This window comes from Virgibacillus litoralis (assembly GCF_017873675.1).
GTDB classification, from domain to species: Bacteria; Bacillota; Bacilli; order Bacillales; family Amphibacillaceae; genus Lentibacillus; species Lentibacillus litoralis.
Window position 1 is genome coordinate 68422 of record NZ_JAGGKK010000007.1, and the last position, 20476, is coordinate 88897.

Consider the following 20476-nt stretch of genomic DNA (forward strand, 5'->3'; position numbering starts at 1 on the left):
GCGGAATGAGGATCCGGTCTACTGATTTGGCGGATCCTCATTCCGTTATTTTTCATTTTTGCCTCAAATTCGGCTGATTTTCTGCTATTAACGGAACGAGGATCCGTCTCACCCTTCCGAGAGCACCTTTTCTGCTATTTAGGGGAATGAGGATCCACTTCGATTGTTTGTCCGATCCTCATTTCCGAGTGGCAATACTTCATCCTCTTATTGTATAAGTGTAACAAAGGCATTAGCCATTAAGGAAAGCTAAAAACTCTAAAGTATAAAAAATTTCATAAGCATCCATTTATCGATTGGCAAGTTTACTAATCTATGGATGTGTTATAATATTCAATAAATAAAGATAACGTTTTAAGTACAACTTTAATTGGGTATTCATGTATTGAATAAAATGTAAACGCTTTAAAGGAGGGGATATTAAAAGTGAGTGATAAAAGCCTGTCGTTATGGAAGACAACGAAGTATCACCACCATTTGAAAGCAACAGAAGAGGAAGAAATAGCTAGAGAAACTGCTATAACAATTACTGTTAATGGAGATCAGTATGCCACAATCGTTTGCACGCCTAATGATGTGTATGAACTGACGCTTGGTTATCTGGCTTCTGAAGGACTTATTCGTTCAGTTAATCAGGTGGAAAATCTATCGATTGATGAAGCAAAAGGCTTTGCATATGCAGATTTATCAATTCCTGTATCATTCCCCGAACGTTCCGAGAGATGGATTGGTTCTTGCTGTGGAAAGAGCCGGGAATTCTATCTAAGACAGGACGTGAATACTGCTAAAACAATAATGTCACAAGCTAATATTTCAACTAAGCAAATTAATCAATTAATGATGGAATTTGACTCCAGGGCAGAAATATTCAATAGAACAGGAGGTGTTCACCAAGCTGCATTGGCATCCAGTGATAAGGTTATAGCTTCTTATATTGATATAGGTCGTCATAATGCGCTTGATAAACTGTATGGGTATATACTACAGAATCGCATTACCTTAAAAAATAAATGTGTTTTGTTTAGCGGTAGAATTTCGTCTGAGGTTGTATTGAAAGTTTCCAAGATTGGCGCCGGATTATTGGTAGCCAAGTCGGCACCAACAGATCTCGCTTTAAAACTGGCTGATGATTTGCAAATAACCGCTGTCGGATTTGCCCGCGATAGTAACCTGAATGTTTATACTCATGAGAACAGAGTATATGGTGACACGAACCAAAACATACATTTTTTAGGGAGGAGATAATGTGCAAGACCAAGAACATATCGTTGTTACGATAAATGGTGAAGAATACTTAGCAGAAAATAACCAAAATCTATTGGATTTGATTAACACAACTGGCGAATTTGTGCCACAAATTTGTTACAACGAGTCACTAGGGCCTGTACAAACATGTGATACCTGTATGGTAAAGGTTGACGGTCAAATTGTTCGTGCATGTGGAACAACAGTTGCACCTGGTATGGAAGTAAATACAACAATCGAGCCAGTGAATACAGCTCAAAAAGAAGCCCTGGATAGAATACTAGAAAAGCATGAATTATATTGCACCGTCTGTGACTATAACAACGGCACATGCGAGATTCATAATACGGTTGCAGAATTTGGGTTGGAGCACCAATCGAGGCCCTTTGAGCCAAAACCATATGAGATTGATAACTCAAGTCCATTCTATCGTTATGATCCAGACCAGTGTATATTGTGCGGTCGCTGTGTAGAAGTATGCCAGGATGTCCAGGTAAATGAGACGCTCTTAATTGACTGGAAGAGAGAAAAACCTCGAGTAGTATGGGATAACGACGTACCTATTGATGAATCATCTTGTGTGGGATGTGGACAATGTGTCACCGTATGTCCATGTAATGCCTTAATGGAAACATCGATGGTTGGTGAAGCAGGGTATATGACTGATCACAGTCCAGGATTATTACGGTCTATGATTGATTTGACAAAAAAGGCAGAACCAGGGTATGGTCCACTATTTGCGGTATCTGACACGGAAGCGTCGATGCGAGAAGAGAGAATCGAAAAAACTAAGACTGTTTGTACATACTGTGGTGTCGGCTGCACATTTGATGTATGGACAAAGGACCGTAAAATATTGAAAGTAGAACCACAGCAAGAATCTCCTGCAAACGGGATTTCTACATGTATTAAAGGAAAATTCGGCTGGGACTATGTAAACTCTGATGAACGGTTAACCAAGCCGTTAATTCGTGATGGTGAATCTTTTGTGGAAGTTGAATGGGATGAAGCACTAGATTATGTTGTGAAGCGTTTTTCAGAGATTAAGAAAGGAAATGGTGCCGATGCACTTGGATTTATTTCGTCTTCCAAAGCTACAAACGAAGAATCCTATGTGATGCAAAAACTGGCTCGGCAGGTGATTGGAACAAACAATATCGATAACTGCTCACGCTATTGTCAGGCACCGGCTACAAAAGGACTTTTTCGAACAGTTGGCCATGGAGGGGATTCTGGCTCAATTGATGATATTGGTGAGGCGGAAATGGTTATAACGATAGGTTCTAATACAACCGAATCACATCCCGTGCTTGGTTCGCGCATTAAGCGTTCGCAAAAGTTATTTGGCCAGAAGCTGTATGTATTTGATTTACGAAAACATGAAATGGGACAGCGAGCTGATAGGTTTTTCCAGCCTAAAAGTGGAACAGACCTAGTTTGGCTGTCTGCAGTAACAAAATATATTATAGATCAAGGCCTAGAAAATCGTACGTTTATTGATAAATGGGTGAATGGATTTGAGGAGTATAAGGAATCTTTGCAAAAGTTCACTCTGGAATATGCTGAACAATTAACAGGTATATCCAAAAAGGAATTAATTGAAATTGCGGAACAGATTGTCAGTGTTGATAAACTTGCAATTTGCTGGGCAATGGGAGTAACCCAGCATCAGCTTGGCAGTGATACGAGTACAGCAATCTCAAATCTATTATTAATTACTGGAAACTATATGCGAAACGGGACAGGTGCATATCCATTACGAGGGCATAACAATGTCCAAGGATGCAGTGATTTTGGCAGTATGCCGAACTTCTTCCCTGGATATGAACAGGTTGCAGATAATGATGTTCGTGGGCGCTATGAAGATGCCTGGGGTACAGAAATTCCAAGTGAACCCGGAAAGGATAACCATGAAATGATTAAGGCGATTCATGAAGGGAGTTTGAATGCTTTATACGTGCTGGGAGAGGATACGGGAATAGTTGATGCGAATATTAATTATGTTACTGCTGCATTTGAAAAACTCGATTTCTTCGTTATTCAGGATTTATTTTTAACGAAGACAGCAGAGTATGCTGATGTTATTTTACCAGCTGTTCCGAGTCTTGAAAAAGAAGGAACATTCACGAACACAGAAAGACGTATCCAGCGCTTGTACAAAGCGCTAGATCCTGTGGGCGACTCTCGTCCGGATTGGCAAATTATTATGGACATTGCAAACAAGTTCGGGTATGACTGGGGTTACTCTAATCCATCGGAAATTATGGATGAGGCTGCATCACTTGCTCCATTATTTGCTGGGGTAAGTTATGATAGATTAGCAGATTATAATAGCCTGCAATGGCCTGTTAATGCGGATGGGACAGATACACCACTGCTATATACTGACGGTTTCCCGTTTGATGATCATAAAGCAAGATTGTACTCGCTCGAATATGAATTAAAATATGATACAAATGAAAAATATGATTTGCATGTGAATAATGGCAGAGTACTGGAACATTTTCATGAGGGTAATATGACGTATAAATCAATAGGAATTACAAGTAAAATGCCAAATGCGTTTATTGAAGTTTCACCTGAATTAGCTGAAGAACGCGGAATTAAAGAGGGCGCTGAAGTTAAACTAACGTCGGAATCCGGGGAAGCCACCGGGATTGCTCACATTACAGATCGTGTACGCGGTAAAGAATTGTATCTTCCATTGAATGATAATGGAAAATTAGCAGTCAATTATTTAACTGATAATAATGTGGATAAGGATACGAACACTCCTTCTTACAAGGAGATTGCAGTAAAAATGGATGTTATTAAGAAGAAAGGAAAAAGTCCCTTGCCACCAAATAACTACCGGCGAGGAAATCCACAACCGCAGATTAGTGTAAAGGTAGAGGATAAATGGGATCGTGATGACTATATTTTCCCAGGAAGCCAGGTGAAGCATGATGTCTAATCCGATAACAAATATTAAGCGGATGGAAATTCCAGAGGAAACTACGAAAGAGCGGAATATTGACGAAGTCTCTCGGGCCGTCAGCGAAAACAAAGATGCAATTCTAAAAGGTATTGATTTGTTGGCGAATCTTAATAAAAGTGGCTCGTTGGATACGGTGAATGCCTTGGTAAAACATAAAGAGGATGCTTTGGAAAATGTGATGGGTGAGTTAAATAAACCCCAATATTCAGGTACGCTGGAAAACATGAGCAAATTATTTCTGTTTATTGGTGACCTCAAAGTGGATGAAATTCAATATTTTGCCGATAGGCTTAATAGTGGTATGGAAGTAGCAAGTACATTTGAGGGTTCTGATAAGACATCATATATGGATCTTTTGAAAGCATTAAAGGATCCAGAAATTAATCGAAGTGTTACAATGCTGCTGCAGTTTTTACGCGGAATGGGAAGAGATTAAAAAACGCGAGCCTCAAAGGTTGTATATGCAACTTTTGAGGCAATTTTAAAAGATATTTTACTAATAAACAAAAAATTAAAATTAAAAAACCTTTTTTAATTCAAAATATTTGCATTAATGAATATTTATTCAGTATGATGGAGTTGTACTATTTATTATTGTTTTCACATAGATTTTACTAGGTATGTCTCACGATTCTTAGGAGACAAACCAAAAAACTTGGGGGAGGTTGAGAAGGTGAGTAGTATTTTGGTTGCGATAATCGGGATGCTTGTTTTCGCATTAGGTTATCGCTATTATTCTAAGTTTGTCGCAGAAAAGATTTTCAAGTTAGATCCTAACTATGTTACACCTGCACATCGTTATAAAGATGGTGTGGATTTTGTACCTACGAATAAATTTGTTTTGTGGGGACATCATTTCACATCAGTTGCAGGGGCAGCACCAATTGTTGGACCGGCCATAGCAGTTTATTGGGGTTGGCTCCCAGCATTTCTATGGGTAATCCTTGGGACAGTGTTTGCTGCAGGTGTGCACGACTTTGGAACACTTGTATTATCTGTTCGAAATAAGGGTCAATCGATTGGAACGCTAGCAAATAAACTTATCGGACAACGAGCAAAGGTCCTATTTTTATTCATCATTCTTATTCTAGTTTTAATGGTTAATGCAGTATTTGCATGGGTAATTGCGAATCTGTTTATTTCATTCCCGGCTAGTGTTATTCCGGTGTTTATCCAAATTCCTTTAGCAATATGGATAGGTGTTGCAGTATATAAGCGTAAGCAAAAAATGCTTGTGCCATCACTGCTGGCTTTGGCAGTTATGTATATAACTGCAGTTATTGCAAGTAGGGTCGATTTTCTGCAAATAGATTTAGTCCAGTATATGGGCGGTGAAGGTGCTACAGGTCTATTTGGACTTGGAGCTGTTTCAACTGCATTTTTTATCTGGATCATTATACTGATGATATATGTATATATCGCTTCTACATTACCTGTTTGGAAGTTACTGCAGCCACGTGACTTCATTAATTCTCATCAGCTAATTGTTGGTCTTGCGATTTTATATTTGGGACTATTATTAACCAATCCAGAAATCACAGCGCCATTAACCCATACGAATACTGATGTATCATGGTTTCCGCTATTATTTATCACGATTGCATGTGGAGCCATATCAGGATTCCATGGTTTAGTATCGAGCGGTACTTCGAGTAAACAATTAAATAACGAGACTGAAGCACGATTTGTTGGGTATTTAGGTGCTGTTGGTGAAGGGGCATTAGCATTGATAGCAATCATTGCTGTTGTTACATTCTTCTCTAGTACTGATGAATTCCTAGCAACATATAGCAGCTTTGCGGCAGCGGGCGGCGCAGGACTTAATGTATTTGTTCAGGGTGCTGGTCAACTAGCTACAGGATTAATGATTCCTCCAGATATTGCAGCTACAATTGTATCTGTAATCGTAGTGAGTTTCGCTGCAACAACACTAGATACATCGGTTCGTCTAATGCGCTATATTATAGCTGAACTTGGTGTTGAATATAAAATGCCGGGACTTACAAAAACACATGTTGCAACTTCAATTGCTGTTGTCTCGAGTGCGGCGTTAGTACTACTGCCAGAAGGTCCAAAAGGCTTTGGTTCAGGTGGATATCTGCTTTGGCCATTATTTGGGACATCTAACCAGTTACTTGCAGGGATTAGTTTATTGCTGATTTCCATTTGGCTTAAACGACAAGGCAGAAACTATATGATAACCTTCATCCCGATGGTATTCCTGATGTTTATGACACTGTGGGCAATGTTCCAGCAGGTTGTATTTCAATGGTCATGGTTTGGATCAAGCTCGAGCACATTACTCTTTGTCTTCGGGGCAATCATATTTGTGTTTGCGGTATGGATTATCTTGACCGCATTTACAGCATTAACGGGTAAAATGGATCAGGATATTGATACTGATGATAAGATGATTAAGTAGAAAATTATAATAGAGGGGGGATCATTTTTAAAAGTGATCCCTTTTCTGATTATTGAAGAAGAGGTGAGAAACGTGTTAGATAAAATCAAGATGCTCATCGAATATTATGAAGAAGTATTAAATATGCCGCATCGTCAAGAAATCGCAAGGGAATTAAGAGATCAAGATGACTTGTTTTTGCTTCTATTGTATTCTGAAATGATCGGTATTCCAAATCCTGTCTATTATTATACACTCGAACTATATCCATATATGATTGAGCGTTTCCACGATTGGCATTTACGCATGGGAATGGAAAAGTCACCAATGACGGGAATCCGTTGTTGCTAAATAAAGAGCGTAAGAGCCTGATTAGCAATGTATAAACTGTTCTCAGTGCTGCGGGTGGAATAATGGTGCTAGATGGTCTTAGTTGATTACTTTTTCCCTGAGATAAAGAGGACACTGAGTAAACGGACATTCGATTCCACTAGAAGCGTAATAACTGAACGCGGCTACATGTGATAAAATTGAATAGGTACTAAATTATGATTTTTAGATACCCATTGAAAAGGAGCCTGAAAATGCAAGTTCTAGAGAAAAAAATTATTTTTGTTGGCGGAAAAGGCGGTGTGGGTAAGTCTACTTCAGCTGCAGCAATTGCTTGGAAGTCAGCAGAGGAAGGCCATAATACATTGCTTATATCGACAGACCCTGCGCACAATTTAGGAGATATTTTTAATCAATCAATTGGAGGAAAGACAACTAAGGTTTCACAGAATCTTTCGGCTCTTGAGATTGATCCGGAAATAGAGACTAATAATTATATTAAAGGGGTAAAAGAAAACATTAAAGGTGTAGTTCATTCTGGTATGATGGAAGAGGTCTACCGCCAGTTGGATACTGCAAAGGCTTCTCCAGGTGCAGATGAAGCTGCGTTGTTTGATAAACTAATCTCAATCATTTTAGAAGAAAGCGAGCATTATGATAAACTTATCTTTGATACAGCTCCAACAGGGCACACGATTCGCCTGCTTTCATTGCCAGAGCTAATGGGAGTATGGATTGAAGGAATGTTACAGAAACGGCAAAAGACAAATGAAAACTATACACAATTATTAAATGATGGAGAACCAATTGAAGACCCAATTTATGATGTACTTAAAACGCGCCAGGAAAGGTTTTCTAAGGCAAGAGAAGTTTTATTGGATGGAAAAGTTACTGGGTTTGTCTTTGTAATGAATCCTGAGCGTTTGCCAATTCTGGAAACTGAAAAAGCGATTGAATTGCTTGATAAATATCATCTTCATGTGAAAACATTAATCGTAAATAAAGTCTTGCCAGATGATGTGGATGGTGATTTTTTACTGCAGCGTAAAGGGCATGAACAGCAATATATGGACACTATTAAAGAAACTTTTACGAAGCAGCAATTGATTTATGTACCATTATTTTCACGCGATATAATGGACAAGCAACAACTTAAGGATTTCAGTAAATATTTTGTGAAGAGGTGACTGGATATGAAAGCATTTGTACATGAGTTTGGAGAAATGAAGCTTAAAGATATGCCGGATCCGTTTGCAGATCACGGACAGGTTACAGTGTCAATTCGAACTGCAGGATTAAATCGACGTGATATCTCTATTCCAAAACGTAGAGGTGATGAGGCAGCTGCATTGATTCTTGGGTCTGACGGTGCAGGTATAATTGAATCAGTAGGGGAAGGCGTTACAGATTTTTCAATTGGAGATGAAGTAATGATTAATCCATCACTTCAATGGTATGAAAATAGTGATGCACCTCCAAAGGGCTTTGACATTCTTGGAATGCCTGATAATGGAACATTTACGGAGAAAATTGTGCTGCCTGCTGAACAGGTGGAAGCAAAGCCAGAGCATCTCACATGGGAAGAGGCAGGAGTTCTAGCATTACCTGCTTTAACCGGTTATCGTGCATTGTTCACAAAAGGTGGGCTTAAAGAAGGGGATACATTGTTTATTCCTGGTGCCGGAAGTGGTGTAGCGACATATCTTATTCAATTTGCTAAAAACGTTGGGGCGAAAGTGATTGTAACTTCCCGCAGTGCAGATAAACGTCAGCAGGCTAAAGAATTAGGCGCTGATATTGTTCTGGATACCAACAGTGATTGGACAGCAGAGCTTGAGAATGAAACCATTGATTTGGTAATTGAAAGTGTGGGACGAGCTACCTTTAATCGCTCATTGGAAGTACTGAAAAAGGGTGGACGTATTGTAGCGTTTGGTGCTACGACTGAGGATACAATTGATTTGAATTTACGGAAGTTTTTCTATGGACAATATCAATTATTCGGTTCAACGATGGGAAGCAGGCAAGAGCTTCGTGCAATGCTGAAACATATTGAGAACTTTAAAACACATCCAGTTGTTGACCGTACATTTTTACTGGACAATGCAAAAGACGCGATGAACTACCTTGAACAAGGTAAACAGTTTGGGAATGTTGCAATTGTAGTAAGTGAATAGACAGTAAGGGCTCTCTTTTATAATAAGAGAGTCTTTTTTACAGATAATAAGTATAACTGCTTTCTAACTGCATAAGTGCAACTAAGGCACTCGCTATTAAAGCTTGGCGAATGCCAAGTTTTCTGATATTAAAGGTATGGAGAAACTTTGTCAATTGCTTCCTGCATTTTCTGGCTATTTTTCTCATACATATTTTTCGTTTCCTGATTCTCGGAAGCCAGTGCAAATAATTCAAGGTCGGCCTGGCTTTTTTTCATCGTAGCAAGAAGCAGTGGTTTTTCACTTGGGCCAGGTACAGCAATTTTGTCATCATACAAATCTAATGTTAATTGGCCATCGCTGTCTACTTGACCTAAAAAAACATTTTCAATACTGATATCCATTTTGTCCAACTCAGTTTCAAGCCAATTTATGTTTAGTGAAGCATTTGATAAAGGCTCGAGTAATGGATTTCCGTCCATAACAACTGTTTGAGGTTCTTTTTCTGGAGCTGGTTTTAAGCCAATATCCTTCACTGTTAATGGCTGATTTTCCTTTTTAGGTAATACATTAACCTTTCCTGTTGGCTCTAAAACAGCAAACTCGACATCTGCAGCTTGATAGATGTTGTTGTTACGCAATTCTTCAAGCAAATCATCAGTAGTGTAACGTTCTTTTTTTAAATTTTCTTCCATTATTTTACCATTTTGAATAAATACGGTGCCTTTTCCTTGGGTGAAGTCACGTACTCGTTTACTTTTTAACGCTATATACTCTAAGCCTAGTGGTACTAGGAACCACACTGAGAGTGCAATAAGTGAATATTCAAATTGGGTTGTCAAATCTGTAACATGTGTTGCCACAATACTTCCAATAACAATTCCGGTTATGTATTGAAAGATATCAAGTTGGGACATTTGTTTTTTACCAAGCATTTTGGTAATAAAAAACAGAGCAATCAATAAACTTAATGATCGTATTAGGATTTCAACCCAGCCTGGCATTGTACCTCTCCTTTAGTTCTTATATTGTGGTTCCTGCTGTGATAAATATATTACTTGTTTCTCTAAATCAGTCTTGATATCAGAAATGATACTTTGAACTTCATGGAAGCATTCTCGCGCTTCTGGATTTTGCGTTTTATTTTCTAATGATAGAAGTGTTGCTTCAACACTTTTAACAGACGAAAAGCAACCTTTAACTTGTGAGCCTACAGTCATATTTTAATCTATCCTTTCGGTTTAAAAATAATTGCACCAATCATTCCAAAAATAATCGCAGCTGAAATACCAGCACTGGTCACTTCAAACATCCCTGTAACAACACCGACAAGTCCGTGTTTTTCGGCCTCTGCCATAGCACCGTGGACAAGTGAATTGCCAAAGCTGGTAATAGGTACTGTTGCACCAGCACCTGCGAAGTCAATTAACGGTTCATATAGACCAAACCCGTCTAATACTGCACCTGCGACAACGAGAATACTTAAAGTTAGTCCAGGATTAAATTTAAATACATCAAACATAATCTGTCCGATGACACAAATAAGCCCTCCAACAACAAATGCCCAGAAGAAGATCATTGTAAATCACTTCCAGACTCGATAGAAACAGCATGTGCAATACAAGGGATAGAATCACTTTGCTGCATACTAAGAGGCGAATGTAGTGCACCGGTTGCAACTACAAGGATTCGATTCAGCTTTTGCTGTTTCATTAGATTTAAAAAGTGTCCATATACTACAACAGCTGAACAAGCAGCACCACTTGCACCGGCTAGAACAGGCTGACCCTCACGGTAAATAGTTAATCCGCAATCTTTAACGTTTTCTTCTGTAACAGCAACATTTCTTTTCTGTAATAGGTCAATCGTTACTTCCCGCCCTATATGACCAAGGTCCCCTGTAATAATTAAATCGTAATAGGATGGATCAACATCGCGTTCTCGCAGATGCGTCTCAATCGTGTCAACAGCCGCTGGAGCCATTGCCCCTCCCATGTTAAAAGGATCAGTCATTCCCATATCAACAATCTTACCAATGGTTGCTGATGTGATTCTTGGTCCATCGCCTTCTTTAGCAACTAATGCACATCCGGCACCAGTTACAGTCCATTGGGCGGTAGGTGGTTTTTGACCACCATATTCAGTAGGGTATCTGAATTGTTTTTCAGTGGCGGCATTATGGCTGGAAGAGCCGCTTAAAATATAGTCAGCACCATTACTATTCACAAGAAATGCTGAAAGTGCCAAACTTTCCATAGAGGTTGCGCAGGCACTGAATAAGCCGAAATATGGTATATCCAGTGTTTTCGCTGTAAAACTTGTGGGTGTAATTTGATTGATTAAATCACCACTAATAAAAAAATTGACCTGTTCCTTTTCAATTAAACTGTTTTTAATGGCAATTTGTGTTGCTTCTTCCATCATTGTTTGCTGAGCTTTTTCAAATGTGGATTGCTTTAGCCACATATCATCATGTAAAAGGTCAAAGTCATTAGGTATATTCCCGTTTGCTTCAAAAGGACCACCTACAGTACCAGTTGAAATAATAGCGGGTTTATTTTTAAAAATCCACGTCCGATGCCCAGTTAGCATTATAATCCACCCCACTGAATGAGTATTGTCTTAATTAATGCAATAACAAAAGCGGAAAAAACACCAAACAGAATGACAGATCCCGCCAATTTAAACATATTTCCACCGACTCCTAAAACAAATCCTTCGGTACGGTGTTCGATAGCAGCAGATATAACTGCATTTCCAAAACCGGTAACTGGGACAGCAGAACCGGCACCAGCAAATTGTCCGATTCGATCATAAATTCCAAAGCCTGTTAAAAGCATTGTAATAAATATCAAAGTAGCAACAGTTGGGTTCCCGACAGTCTGCTCTGTAAAGTCAAAAAAATAAATATAGATTGTTGAAATTATCTGGCCGATAAAACAAATGAATCCACCTACAAAAAAAGCTTTGATACAGTTCTTTAAAAGGGGTCTTTTAATTTCTCTATCTTGTTGAAATGCCTGATATTTTTGAGCATTAGGTGGTAGGTTTTTCTTTTTATTATCTGCCATGAATTGCTCACTCTTTTCCTTATGTTTGTTCATTCATAAGTTTGATTAAATGTTTTACTTCCTTTTCAAGCTTCTTCTTTGAAACGTTTCTATTTTGTATTTGTTTTTCCAGCTGTTTTGTTTCAATTACTATTTTTTGATCAGTTGATAGTTGAACTTTATGATCACGAAAAACCTTTTCCATTTTTTTATGCAATTTTTTTCGGATTTTTGCTAATTTAAAGCGTTCATTATGATGTACTTCAATCGCAATAACCAGATCCTTTTCTGTGTTTACAGCATTAATGTTAGTTATCTCTTTATGCTGACTGAGACTTTGTTTAGCATTATTCGAAACGGATTGATCAATTGATGCTTCAGTAGAAATGTTGGTAAAATTAACTCCATCAATCTGACCGTTTTGGGAGGGATCACTATCTGTATTTGGATTGCAACTAATGAGGAAAAATATTATACCAAGTATAAACAAGATTTTATAACTATTCATAAAATAACCCTCCCGATGATAGAGGTTGGTGATAGAAAACCAACCTCATGAAGTAATGTATTTACAGTCCTTTATATTGTGGTTCTTCCTGCTCAATTTGTGATACTCTTGGTTCAACGCTCTGTAAGATTGACTCTGTTTGCTGGGCTGCATTCTCATAAAGCTGTTTCGCTTGTTTATTTTCTGTTTCTAATGCAAACTGTTCAAAACTAGCTTGTGCACTTTTAAGTCCTGCTAATGTTTGCTTAACTTGGCTTGAGACTGTCATATATATCCTCCTTTATTTGCGCTTCACTATATATAATCTTATAAAATGCAGTTATTTATACGTTCTATTTTTTACCTATTATTTATACTTAATTAATATAAAATTAAATAAATGGAAACTTTTTGGAAGGTTAATACGTCTTATATATATGATAGGGGAGTGAAAAATGAAAAAAGGGGTACTTGTACTGTCAATTTTGTCGGTTTGTCTCTTGATCTCATTTTATTGGTTTTACGAGCAGGCTGAGGCAGAACTGACAGTTAACCAAAGCAAAGAAATACAACAAGATGAATTTATTTTACATATCCGTGTGGAGAAAATGGCTGAAGGATTTCAAGTTTTCCGATCAATCCAGTACATAGGGGAGGAACAGGTGGAAATATCACATCAAACTCCGCTTATATCTGTCTCGATGAAACATAAAAATCATGATTATACTGGAAGTAATGTTACTAGAGTGCTGACTTCAGGAAATAGTTATCATCCTCAAGGTTCTAAAACGTTTGAATCACCAGACAGAGGGGAATATACATTGTTCTGTGAGTCAAGGTTTAAAGTGGATGGCGAAGAAGTAAGGATAAATTATCAAGAAAATCTAATGTTTAATTAAGAAACAGCATGCCGAATAAATACGGATGCTGTTTTTTAGCAGTTTAGAAAGCAAAGTACGAATTCAAAAGAATCCTTTTAACGAATGTCAAGCTTTCTAAATTTTATCGTTTATTTAAGTTTTTACTTCTAATAAATGGGGTAACGTCCATTCGAATTGCATTTTTGTATTTCCGAACCATTTGCTCTGACCATGTGTCTGTACGCGTATTATTTGATCTCGTCTGGTAATATGTTTTGAGTTCTGCATTAAAGTTATCTATTAATTCCTGCTGAAATTGATAGTCTGTATTATATTTATTCTCGTGATATATGGCATCTATAGGAAGACGCGGCTTTTTATCTGGATTTTCATCAGGATAGCCCACAGCCATCCCAAACAATGGAACAACGTAATCTGGAAGCTCCAAGATATCATTAACTCGGTTAATATTATTTCGGAGACTACCTATAAAGCATGTTCCTAACCCCATTGATTCTGCGGCGACTGCAGTGTTTTGAGCGACTAATGCTGTGTCTACTGTTGAAACAAGGAACTGTTCAGTACTTTCTAAACTCTTCTGCATTTCCTTTTGTTCTTCCGCAGTAGCTTGTTGATAGATACGATTTAAATCAGCACAAAAAACAAAGAAATGTCCATTTTCTTTTACGTAATCCTGTCCAGAAACTTCTTTTAACTTTTCCTTTACAGTTTCATCTGTAATACCGATAACGGTGTATGCCATAACATAACTTGACGTGGATGCTTGTTGAGCGGCACCGATAATTTTATGTATTTGTTCAGTCGTTAACTTTTCACTTTTAAATTTTCGTATTGAGCGATGATTACTTATTATATTTATAGTATTATTCATGATTGGAACTCCTTTAATCATTTGTGTTTAGTGTTAGTTCAACACTCACCGTTGTTTTTTTGCTTTCCTGCCACTGTTTAATATTTTCAGGTGATGCCTCAGTTATATCTGGATGTGATATTGTGATTGTGTCATTATCCACCCAATCGGCAGTTAAGATTGGCCATTTGTAGTTCAGAACATCTTTGTCGTTCATTTCGTTTGCGAGTGGAATTAATCTCCATTCTTCTAAGTCAATAACAGCAATGTTGGAGTATGGGGCAGGAGATGTGAGTTTCCTATGAAAACGTAGTAATATTCTTGTGTTATCTGGTGAAGCCTTTGCCTGAATGTACTTGGCTAAATCAGCAATTAAATATGCCTGATTATCCTCTGTTTGGTCAAGTAATAAGTATGAGCATAATTCATCCTGACAGGAGAATTCAAGTAAGTACAGATTTTTATCTGTAGCACTTACACGGAACATATTCATTTTTTCTAGTGCTTGTTGGCGATTTTGAATACCTTGTAAATAAGCATTTAAAATCGGAACCATTTCCAAGTTGATTTTAACTTCTTCATCTGGAAGGGTGAACTCGATAAACTGATCAACTTCTTCATCTTCAGTTTGTTCTTCTACAAATTCAGGATCTTGGTTAGGATCAACTTGTTTCGTATCCTTTTGTATAATTACTGGCTCTTCACTACAAGCAACTAATAGTATAAGTGCACTTATACATAATAACCACTTATACATTATAAACACCCCCCAACATTCTGCACACATCTAATTATACATTAAAGAAAACCTTTTACTAGGTCAAAAACTTTATTAGAAAACCTGTCTTTTTTTCTTAAAGCAATTCTTGTGTAAGTATACTCGACTAGATTCACTTTATTATATAAAAAAACACCACTCGTAAGTGATGTTTTTTAGTGTCATGTCTGTTTTAGAATAATTGAAATACATAATTGATTAGGAACCATAAAATCCCAAAGAATATGATTAAATATGTTACATATTTGATTACAGCGACTCCAACTTTACTTGAGTCGGACTTTTTTTCTACACGTTCTACTTCCACATCTTTATGTTCATCCACACTTACCACTCCTTTTAAACAACAATTTAGAAATCGTTATGATTGTTTCTAGGGTGTTAGTAATCAAATACCCAGTAGGCAGAATGCTAAAACATTTCTTATTCCTTGGCGCTTTTCGCAAGTTCTGTTGCTTTTTAATCTTAGCAATTGATATATACTGCGAAGTAACTGCAGGAATTAAATCTATAAACTCTCGTCCCTCCGTCCGGGGTTTCGCTGCGGGCGGATGCGCACCTTAGGGCACGACCTCAGCCTCCTCGAGAAGACCACTCTGCGGGTCTTCGGAACGTGCTATTCCCGCAGGAGTCACCGCCCTCCGCTCACCCGGACTACTGTAGTGCTGTCACAAATTTATTCTATAGCGATTCAGCGGAGGAAATACACGTAGACTCCTGTGGGAGCTTAGGCCTAGATGAGACTACGCAGCGACGTAGGAGCAAGGAGGCTCATCAGCCGCCCTAGGTGCGCGAAGTGTATTTCCGTATCGGTTTTATTGCACCCAACTAGTTCGCAGTTAATATCAACTACGTTATGATTTCATTACTTTGATAAAGTAATAATATTTTATTAAACAGCCTATTTTTAATATTGTATGTGCGTAAATATCAATTTTGAGCCATATTTGTTACACTGATGGTAATGATTAGTAATGGAAGGTTTGATCCAAATGGTAGAAATACGAAAACCAATCCCCGTGCAGGAAGCAATTGAACATGTCTGGAATCAACGACATCAAGGGTGCACGGAATATATTTCTATAAATGATTGTGATAATAGAAGACTTGGAGAAAATATCGTGGCTAGTCATGCGGTGCCACCGTTTAATAAATCGCCATATGACGGTTTTGCCTTCAACTCTGAAGACACCTTACAAGCTGGTTTAAATAACCCTGTTGAATTCGATGTTGTGGAACATATTGGTGCCGGGCAAGTACCAACAATTCGACTGAAGCAAGGCCAGGCAACACGAATTATGACAGGTGCAAAAATTCCGGAGGGCGCAGATTGTGTTGCTATGTTTGAAGTTTGTAAGTCTTATGAGAAAAATAATAAGCCCTGTATGTCGATTAAACGAACAATGAAGGCTGGTCAAAATATAATTGAAGAAGGATCTGAGGTGTCTGAAGGTGAAAAGCTTATTGATCAGGGAACACTAATCAACCCTGGTGTTAAAGCATTATTGGCCACCTTTGGATATAGTAGAGTGAAAGTTGCAAAGAAGCCTGTAGTAGGGGTGATTGCAACAGGTACCGAATTACTGGATGTTAATGAAGCATTACAGCCAGGGAAAATTCGTAATTCCAATGCATATATGATTGAATCACAGATACATAGAGCAGGAGCTGAATATAAATATTTCGGAAAGCTTGCAGATGATTTTGAACCAAGTTATCAAACAATCAAGCAGGCTCTGGAAGAAGTAGATGTTTTAATTACTACAGGAGGCGTATCAGTTGGTGATTTTGATTTGATGCCGGCTATTTACGAGAAACTTGGAGCAAGTATACTTTTCAACAAAGTAGCGATGCGGCCTGGAAGTGTTACGACTGTTGCGTCTAACGGAAATAAATTACTATTTGGTTTATCTGGAAATCCTTCTGCATGTTATGTAGGTTTTGAGTTATTCGTCAGACCTATATTAAATCATAGCTTATTTAGCAAGACACCATATTTAAAAAGGATAAAGGCTACATTAGCAGATGATTTTCCAAAGCCCAATCCATTTACCCGATTTGTCCGAAATTATATAACTTATGAAAATGGAAAAATATATGCCAGACTGGCAGGTGTAGATAAGTCAAATGTTGTTACATCTTTAGCACACACAACAGGGTTAATGATATTGCCCGGTGGTACACGTGGTTTTAAATCAGGTGATGAAGTAGAAGTGTTGCTGATAAATAGTAGTGAGGGTCAACTGGAATTTTAGTTATTAAAAAGGAGTTGTTACAGTGCAAAATGAAGGATCACCAATAAAGGATCACTTTGGCAGATCATTGAAAGACCTTCGTATTTCTGTTATCGATAAATGTAATTTTCGTTGCACATATTGTATGCCAAAAGAAATATTTGGTAAGGATCATGTATTTTTATCAGAGAGTGAGTTACTAAGCTTTGATGAAATTGTTCGATTGGCTAAAACATTTGCGAAATTAGGGGTAGAAAAAATTCGCATAACAGGTGGCGAACCACTTATGCGAAGGAATCTGGATGAATTAATTGCACAGTTAACAGTAATTCCTGGAATAAAAGATATCGCGCTGACAACAAATGCAGTTTTCTTACCAAAAACAGCTGCAAAATTAAAAGCTGCTGGACTAAAACGTGTGAATATTAGTCTTGACGCTATCGAAGACGAGGTTTTCAAGCAAATCAACGGTAAAGGTGTCGTAGCCCGGCCTGTGCTAAAAGGAATTGAGGCAGCGCAGGAAGCTGGTCTGGAAGTAAAGATTAATATGGTGGCCAAAAAAGGAATGAATGAAAGTCAGGTTCTTCCGATGGCACGATATTTTAAAGGAACAAATGTTATCCTACGTTATATTGAATTTATGGATGTTGGTAATCATAATGGATGGGATTTGAATAATGTCATTACCAAAAAGCAAATTATTGATATGATTGATAAGGAAATGCCACTAGAGCCTGCAGAAGAGAATTATTACGGAGAGGTAGCCTCAAGATACCGCTATAAGGATGGCGGGGGAGAGATAGGAGTTATTTCTTCTGTTTCCGATTCATTTTGCGGAACATGTACCCGGATTCGTTTGTCGGCAGATGGAAAGCTATATACGTGTTTGTTTGCATCGAGTGGTTTCGATATTCGTGAAAAAATACGCGGTGAATTGACTGACGAACAGCTTGAAGAAGAAGTGACAAGTTTATGGGGGAATCGAAAGGATCGTTATTCTGAGGAACGGTCTGAACAGAAAAATAATAATCGTAAAAAAATTGAAATGTCTTATATTGGTGGATGAAGAGAGGAAGCGGATATATGAAAACATTCAAGCTTGCATCACTGGAAATCCTTGATAGCCAGGAATCAAATATGGTTCAGCAGTCTTTTCCGTTATTGGATGGATTGGTTATTAACCGAGAGGATGAACAGAACCGCTGGGTAATCGAGGCATATCTTCTGCACAAATATTATAATTTTTTTCAAAAATTAAAGGAAAAGCAGGAAGAAGTATTAATTCAGGTGAAAATTTCAAAAGAGAGTAATGAGCCTGCAACATTTATTACAAGTCTTATCGGAATTAATGAAATTGGAGCACATATGAATGTCCTATTTAAAGGGACGATTGTGGATCAACGAAAAAGTATCGTTGAGGATAAGTTGAAATCTTTAATTGATGAGGGTTACAGTGGTGAAGAATTACTGATAAAATTTAAGGAGCATATCTAAAAGGCTGGGTTGTCAAATCTAGCCTTTTCCCTTTGTTATACAGTCTTACTAGGTTCAAACCAGAATTTCCTGACTTCTTGATCACTATTACAATTATACAAAATTAGATTGATTTAGACGAAAAATGTCAAAAATGAAGGCAAATAATGCTGTCTACTGCTATAATGTTATTAATATTCTTATTTATTAACCGATATAATTAATGTAGGCAATTAAGGAGCAACGCTATGTTTTACAATAATTCAATTTTTCGCTGGATAAATAAGCTATCACCAGTACAGCTGATACTATTATTTTATTTAATTGCTGTTATCATTTCTACTGCTATGTTAGCGTTGCCGGTTGCACATCAAGATGGGGCGGATATACCATTTATAGATATACTATTTACAGCAGTTAGTGCCATCAGTGTAACAGGCCTAAGCACAATAACGATTGCAGATACTTTTAGTACAACTGGCTTTTTTCTCCTTGCTCTAATTCTTCAGCTTGGTGGCGTAGGAGTAATGGCAGTTGGAACATTTATTTGGTTATTGATTGGGAAAAAAATTGGACTTCGAGAAAGACGTTTAATAATGACAGACCAGAATCAAACAACATTTGGTGGTCTCGTACGTTTAATAAAGCAGATTGTACTTGTAATTCTTACGATTGAATTCATTGGTTTTATAATACTGGGAACTCATTTCTTACAATACTTTCCAACAGCATCAGAAGCATATATGCAAGGCTTTTTTGGGGCAATAAGTGCAACAACAAATGGCGGGTTTGATATAACAGGCCAGTCATTAATTCCCTTTAAGAATGATTACTTTGTTCAATTTATTAATATGCTATTGATTATCTTTGGGGCAATTGGTTACCCTGTTTTAATTGAAGTAAAAGAATATATGTTTGCTGGTTCAGAAAAACGCAAACATTTACGATTTACATTATTTACGAAAGTAACAACCATGACCTTTTTGGTGCTGATTGTTGTTGGAACTGTTTTTATTATGCTTTTGGATATCGGGGGCTTTTTCTCGGATAAATCTTGGCATGAAATTTTATTTTACTCTTTATTTCAATCAATCACAACTCGAAGCGGTGGACTTTCGACAATGGATGTTAGTCAATTAACTGAATCTAACCACTTTTTTATGTCATTTCTTATGTTCATAGGTGCGTCTCCGAGTAGTGCTGGTGGGGGGATTCGCACAACGACCTTCGCGCTAGTTATCATATTTATGATTACGTATGCTAGAGGTGGAGGGAGCATCCGAATCTTCAGGCGAGAGGTTTATGAGGATGATTTGCTTAAAGCAGTAACAGTGACACTTATGGCTGGAATCTTTGTATTTACATCTGTATTAGTAGTATCAATTGTTGAGCCATTCCGATTATCAGAAATTTTATTTGAAATTACATCTGCCTTCGGTACAGTTGGCTTATCGCTTGGAATTACAAGTGAACTGTCAACGTTTAGTAAAGTTGTAGTGATGATTTTAATGTTTATTGGAAGAGTAGGAATTATTACCTTTTTATTCATGTTCAAAAATAGTAAAAAGAGTGGAAAGTTTCATTATCCAAAGGAAAAAATGATAATTGGATAAA

At 37.6% G+C, this 20476-nt stretch carries 22 protein-coding genes; 12 read left to right on the forward strand and 10 right to left on the reverse strand.

Annotated elements, in window-relative coordinates:
- Positions 1–426: 426 nt before the first annotated feature.
- From fdhD to J2Z82_RS07885, 7 genes are all read left to right on the forward strand, one after another.
- Positions 427–1245, forward strand: coding sequence for a formate dehydrogenase accessory sulfurtransferase FdhD (fdhD, locus tag J2Z82_RS07855; protein WP_209480238.1), 819 nt, complete (start codon positions 427–429; stop codon positions 1243–1245).
- A gap of 1 nt (position 1246) precedes the next feature.
- Positions 1247–4198 carry a formate dehydrogenase subunit alpha gene (fdhF, locus tag J2Z82_RS07860; RefSeq protein ID WP_209480239.1) on the forward strand — a complete coding sequence of 984 codons (2952 nt, stop codon included), beginning with the start codon at positions 1247–1249 and terminating at the stop codon, positions 4196–4198.
- Positions 4191–4658, forward strand: coding sequence for a helical membrane plugin domain-containing protein (locus J2Z82_RS07865; protein ID WP_209480241.1), 468 nt, complete (start codon positions 4191–4193; stop codon positions 4656–4658). Before fdhF ends, J2Z82_RS07865 begins: the two co-directional genes overlap by 8 nt.
- A 237-nt stretch (positions 4659–4895) precedes the next feature.
- Positions 4896–6644 (forward strand): carbon starvation CstA family protein, encoded by a 1749-nt coding sequence (locus J2Z82_RS07870; RefSeq protein WP_209480243.1) that lies wholly within the window; start codon positions 4896–4898, stop codon positions 6642–6644.
- A 63-nt stretch (positions 6645–6707) separates the two neighbouring features.
- Positions 6708–6974: a cory-CC-star protein gene (locus J2Z82_RS07875; protein ID WP_483414665.1), complete on the forward strand. Its 267-nt coding sequence runs from the start codon at positions 6708–6710 to the stop codon at positions 6972–6974.
- Positions 6975–7207: 233 nt separating this feature from the next.
- Entirely contained in the window at positions 7208–8140 is a 933-nt protein-coding gene (locus J2Z82_RS07880; protein ID WP_209480245.1) for an ArsA family ATPase, read from the forward strand.
- A 6-nt stretch (positions 8141–8146) separates the two neighbouring features.
- The gene (locus tag J2Z82_RS07885; RefSeq protein WP_209480246.1) at positions 8147–9130 is read left to right on the forward strand and encodes a zinc-binding dehydrogenase; all 984 of its coding nucleotides are present in this window, start codon (positions 8147–8149) and stop codon (positions 9128–9130) included.
- Between the two features lie 128 nt (positions 9131–9258).
- Here J2Z82_RS07885 and J2Z82_RS07890 read toward each other — a convergent pair whose 3' ends face one another.
- From J2Z82_RS07890 to J2Z82_RS07920, 7 genes are all read right to left on the reverse strand, one after another.
- Positions 9259–10113, reverse strand: a complete 855-nt coding sequence (locus J2Z82_RS07890) for a DUF421 domain-containing protein (protein ID WP_209480248.1) — start codon at positions 10111–10113, stop codon at positions 9259–9261.
- Positions 10114–10125: 12 nt separating this feature from the next.
- Entirely contained in the window at positions 10126–10329 is a 204-nt protein-coding gene (locus J2Z82_RS07895) for a DUF1657 domain-containing protein (protein WP_209480249.1), read from the reverse strand.
- Positions 10330–10337: 8 nt separating this feature from the next.
- On the reverse strand, positions 10338–10688 hold the full coding sequence (spoVAE, locus tag J2Z82_RS07900; protein ID WP_209480251.1) for a stage V sporulation protein AE: 351 nt from the start codon (positions 10686–10688) through the stop codon (positions 10338–10340).
- A complete protein-coding gene (gene spoVAD / locus J2Z82_RS07905) occupies positions 10685–11701 on the reverse strand; it encodes a stage V sporulation protein AD (RefSeq protein WP_209480252.1) in 1017 nt (338 codons plus the stop codon). The genes spoVAE and spoVAD overlap by 4 nt, the downstream gene beginning before the upstream one ends.
- Positions 11701–12180: a stage V sporulation protein AC gene (gene spoVAC / locus J2Z82_RS07910; protein WP_209480254.1), complete on the reverse strand. Its 480-nt coding sequence runs from the start codon at positions 12178–12180 to the stop codon at positions 11701–11703. The genes spoVAD and spoVAC overlap by 1 nt, the downstream gene beginning before the upstream one ends.
- A 19-nt stretch (positions 12181–12199) precedes the next feature.
- Entirely contained in the window at positions 12200–12667 is a 468-nt protein-coding gene (locus tag J2Z82_RS07915) for a YhcN/YlaJ family sporulation lipoprotein (protein ID WP_209480256.1), read from the reverse strand.
- 61 nt (positions 12668–12728) lie between these two features.
- Positions 12729–12935, reverse strand: coding sequence for a DUF1657 domain-containing protein (locus J2Z82_RS07920; protein ID WP_092493144.1), 207 nt, complete (start codon positions 12933–12935; stop codon positions 12729–12731).
- 166 nt (positions 12936–13101) lie between these two features.
- Here J2Z82_RS07920 and J2Z82_RS07925 point away from each other — a divergent pair, with 166 nt between their 5' ends.
- Positions 13102–13545, forward strand: coding sequence for a hypothetical protein (locus J2Z82_RS07925; RefSeq protein ID WP_209480258.1), 444 nt, complete (start codon positions 13102–13104; stop codon positions 13543–13545).
- Positions 13546–13648: 103 nt separating this feature from the next.
- On the opposite strand, the gene nfsA is transcribed toward J2Z82_RS07925, so the two are convergent.
- The 3 genes from nfsA to J2Z82_RS07940 form a co-directional block, all read right to left on the reverse strand.
- Positions 13649–14398: an oxygen-insensitive NADPH nitroreductase gene (gene nfsA / locus J2Z82_RS07930; RefSeq protein ID WP_209480259.1), complete on the reverse strand. Its 750-nt coding sequence runs from the start codon at positions 14396–14398 to the stop codon at positions 13649–13651.
- A 13-nt stretch (positions 14399–14411) separates the two neighbouring features.
- Positions 14412–15134, reverse strand: coding sequence for a hypothetical protein (locus J2Z82_RS07935; RefSeq protein WP_209480261.1), 723 nt, complete (start codon positions 15132–15134; stop codon positions 14412–14414).
- 193 nt (positions 15135–15327) lie between these two features.
- On the reverse strand, positions 15328–15480 hold the full coding sequence (locus J2Z82_RS07940) for a hypothetical protein (protein WP_175476805.1): 153 nt from the start codon (positions 15478–15480) through the stop codon (positions 15328–15330).
- A 667-nt stretch (positions 15481–16147) separates the two neighbouring features.
- Here J2Z82_RS07940 and J2Z82_RS07945 point away from each other — a divergent pair.
- The 4 genes from J2Z82_RS07945 (at position 16148) to J2Z82_RS07960 (ending at position 20475) form a co-directional block, all read left to right on the forward strand.
- Positions 16148–17410: a molybdopterin molybdotransferase MoeA gene (locus J2Z82_RS07945; RefSeq protein ID WP_209480262.1), complete on the forward strand. Its 1263-nt coding sequence runs from the start codon at positions 16148–16150 to the stop codon at positions 17408–17410.
- 22 nt (positions 17411–17432) lie between these two features.
- Positions 17433–18455, forward strand: a complete 1023-nt coding sequence (moaA, locus tag J2Z82_RS07950) for a GTP 3',8-cyclase MoaA (RefSeq protein WP_209480264.1) — start codon at positions 17433–17435, stop codon at positions 18453–18455.
- Positions 18456–18472: 17 nt separating this feature from the next.
- Positions 18473–18883, forward strand: a complete 411-nt coding sequence (locus J2Z82_RS07955; protein WP_209480266.1) for a YwpF-like family protein — start codon at positions 18473–18475, stop codon at positions 18881–18883.
- A gap of 227 nt (positions 18884–19110) precedes the next feature.
- A complete protein-coding gene (locus J2Z82_RS07960) occupies positions 19111–20475 on the forward strand; it encodes a TrkH family potassium uptake protein (RefSeq protein ID WP_209480268.1) in 1365 nt (454 codons plus the stop codon).
- The last annotated feature ends 1 nt before the right edge of the window (position 20476 follow it).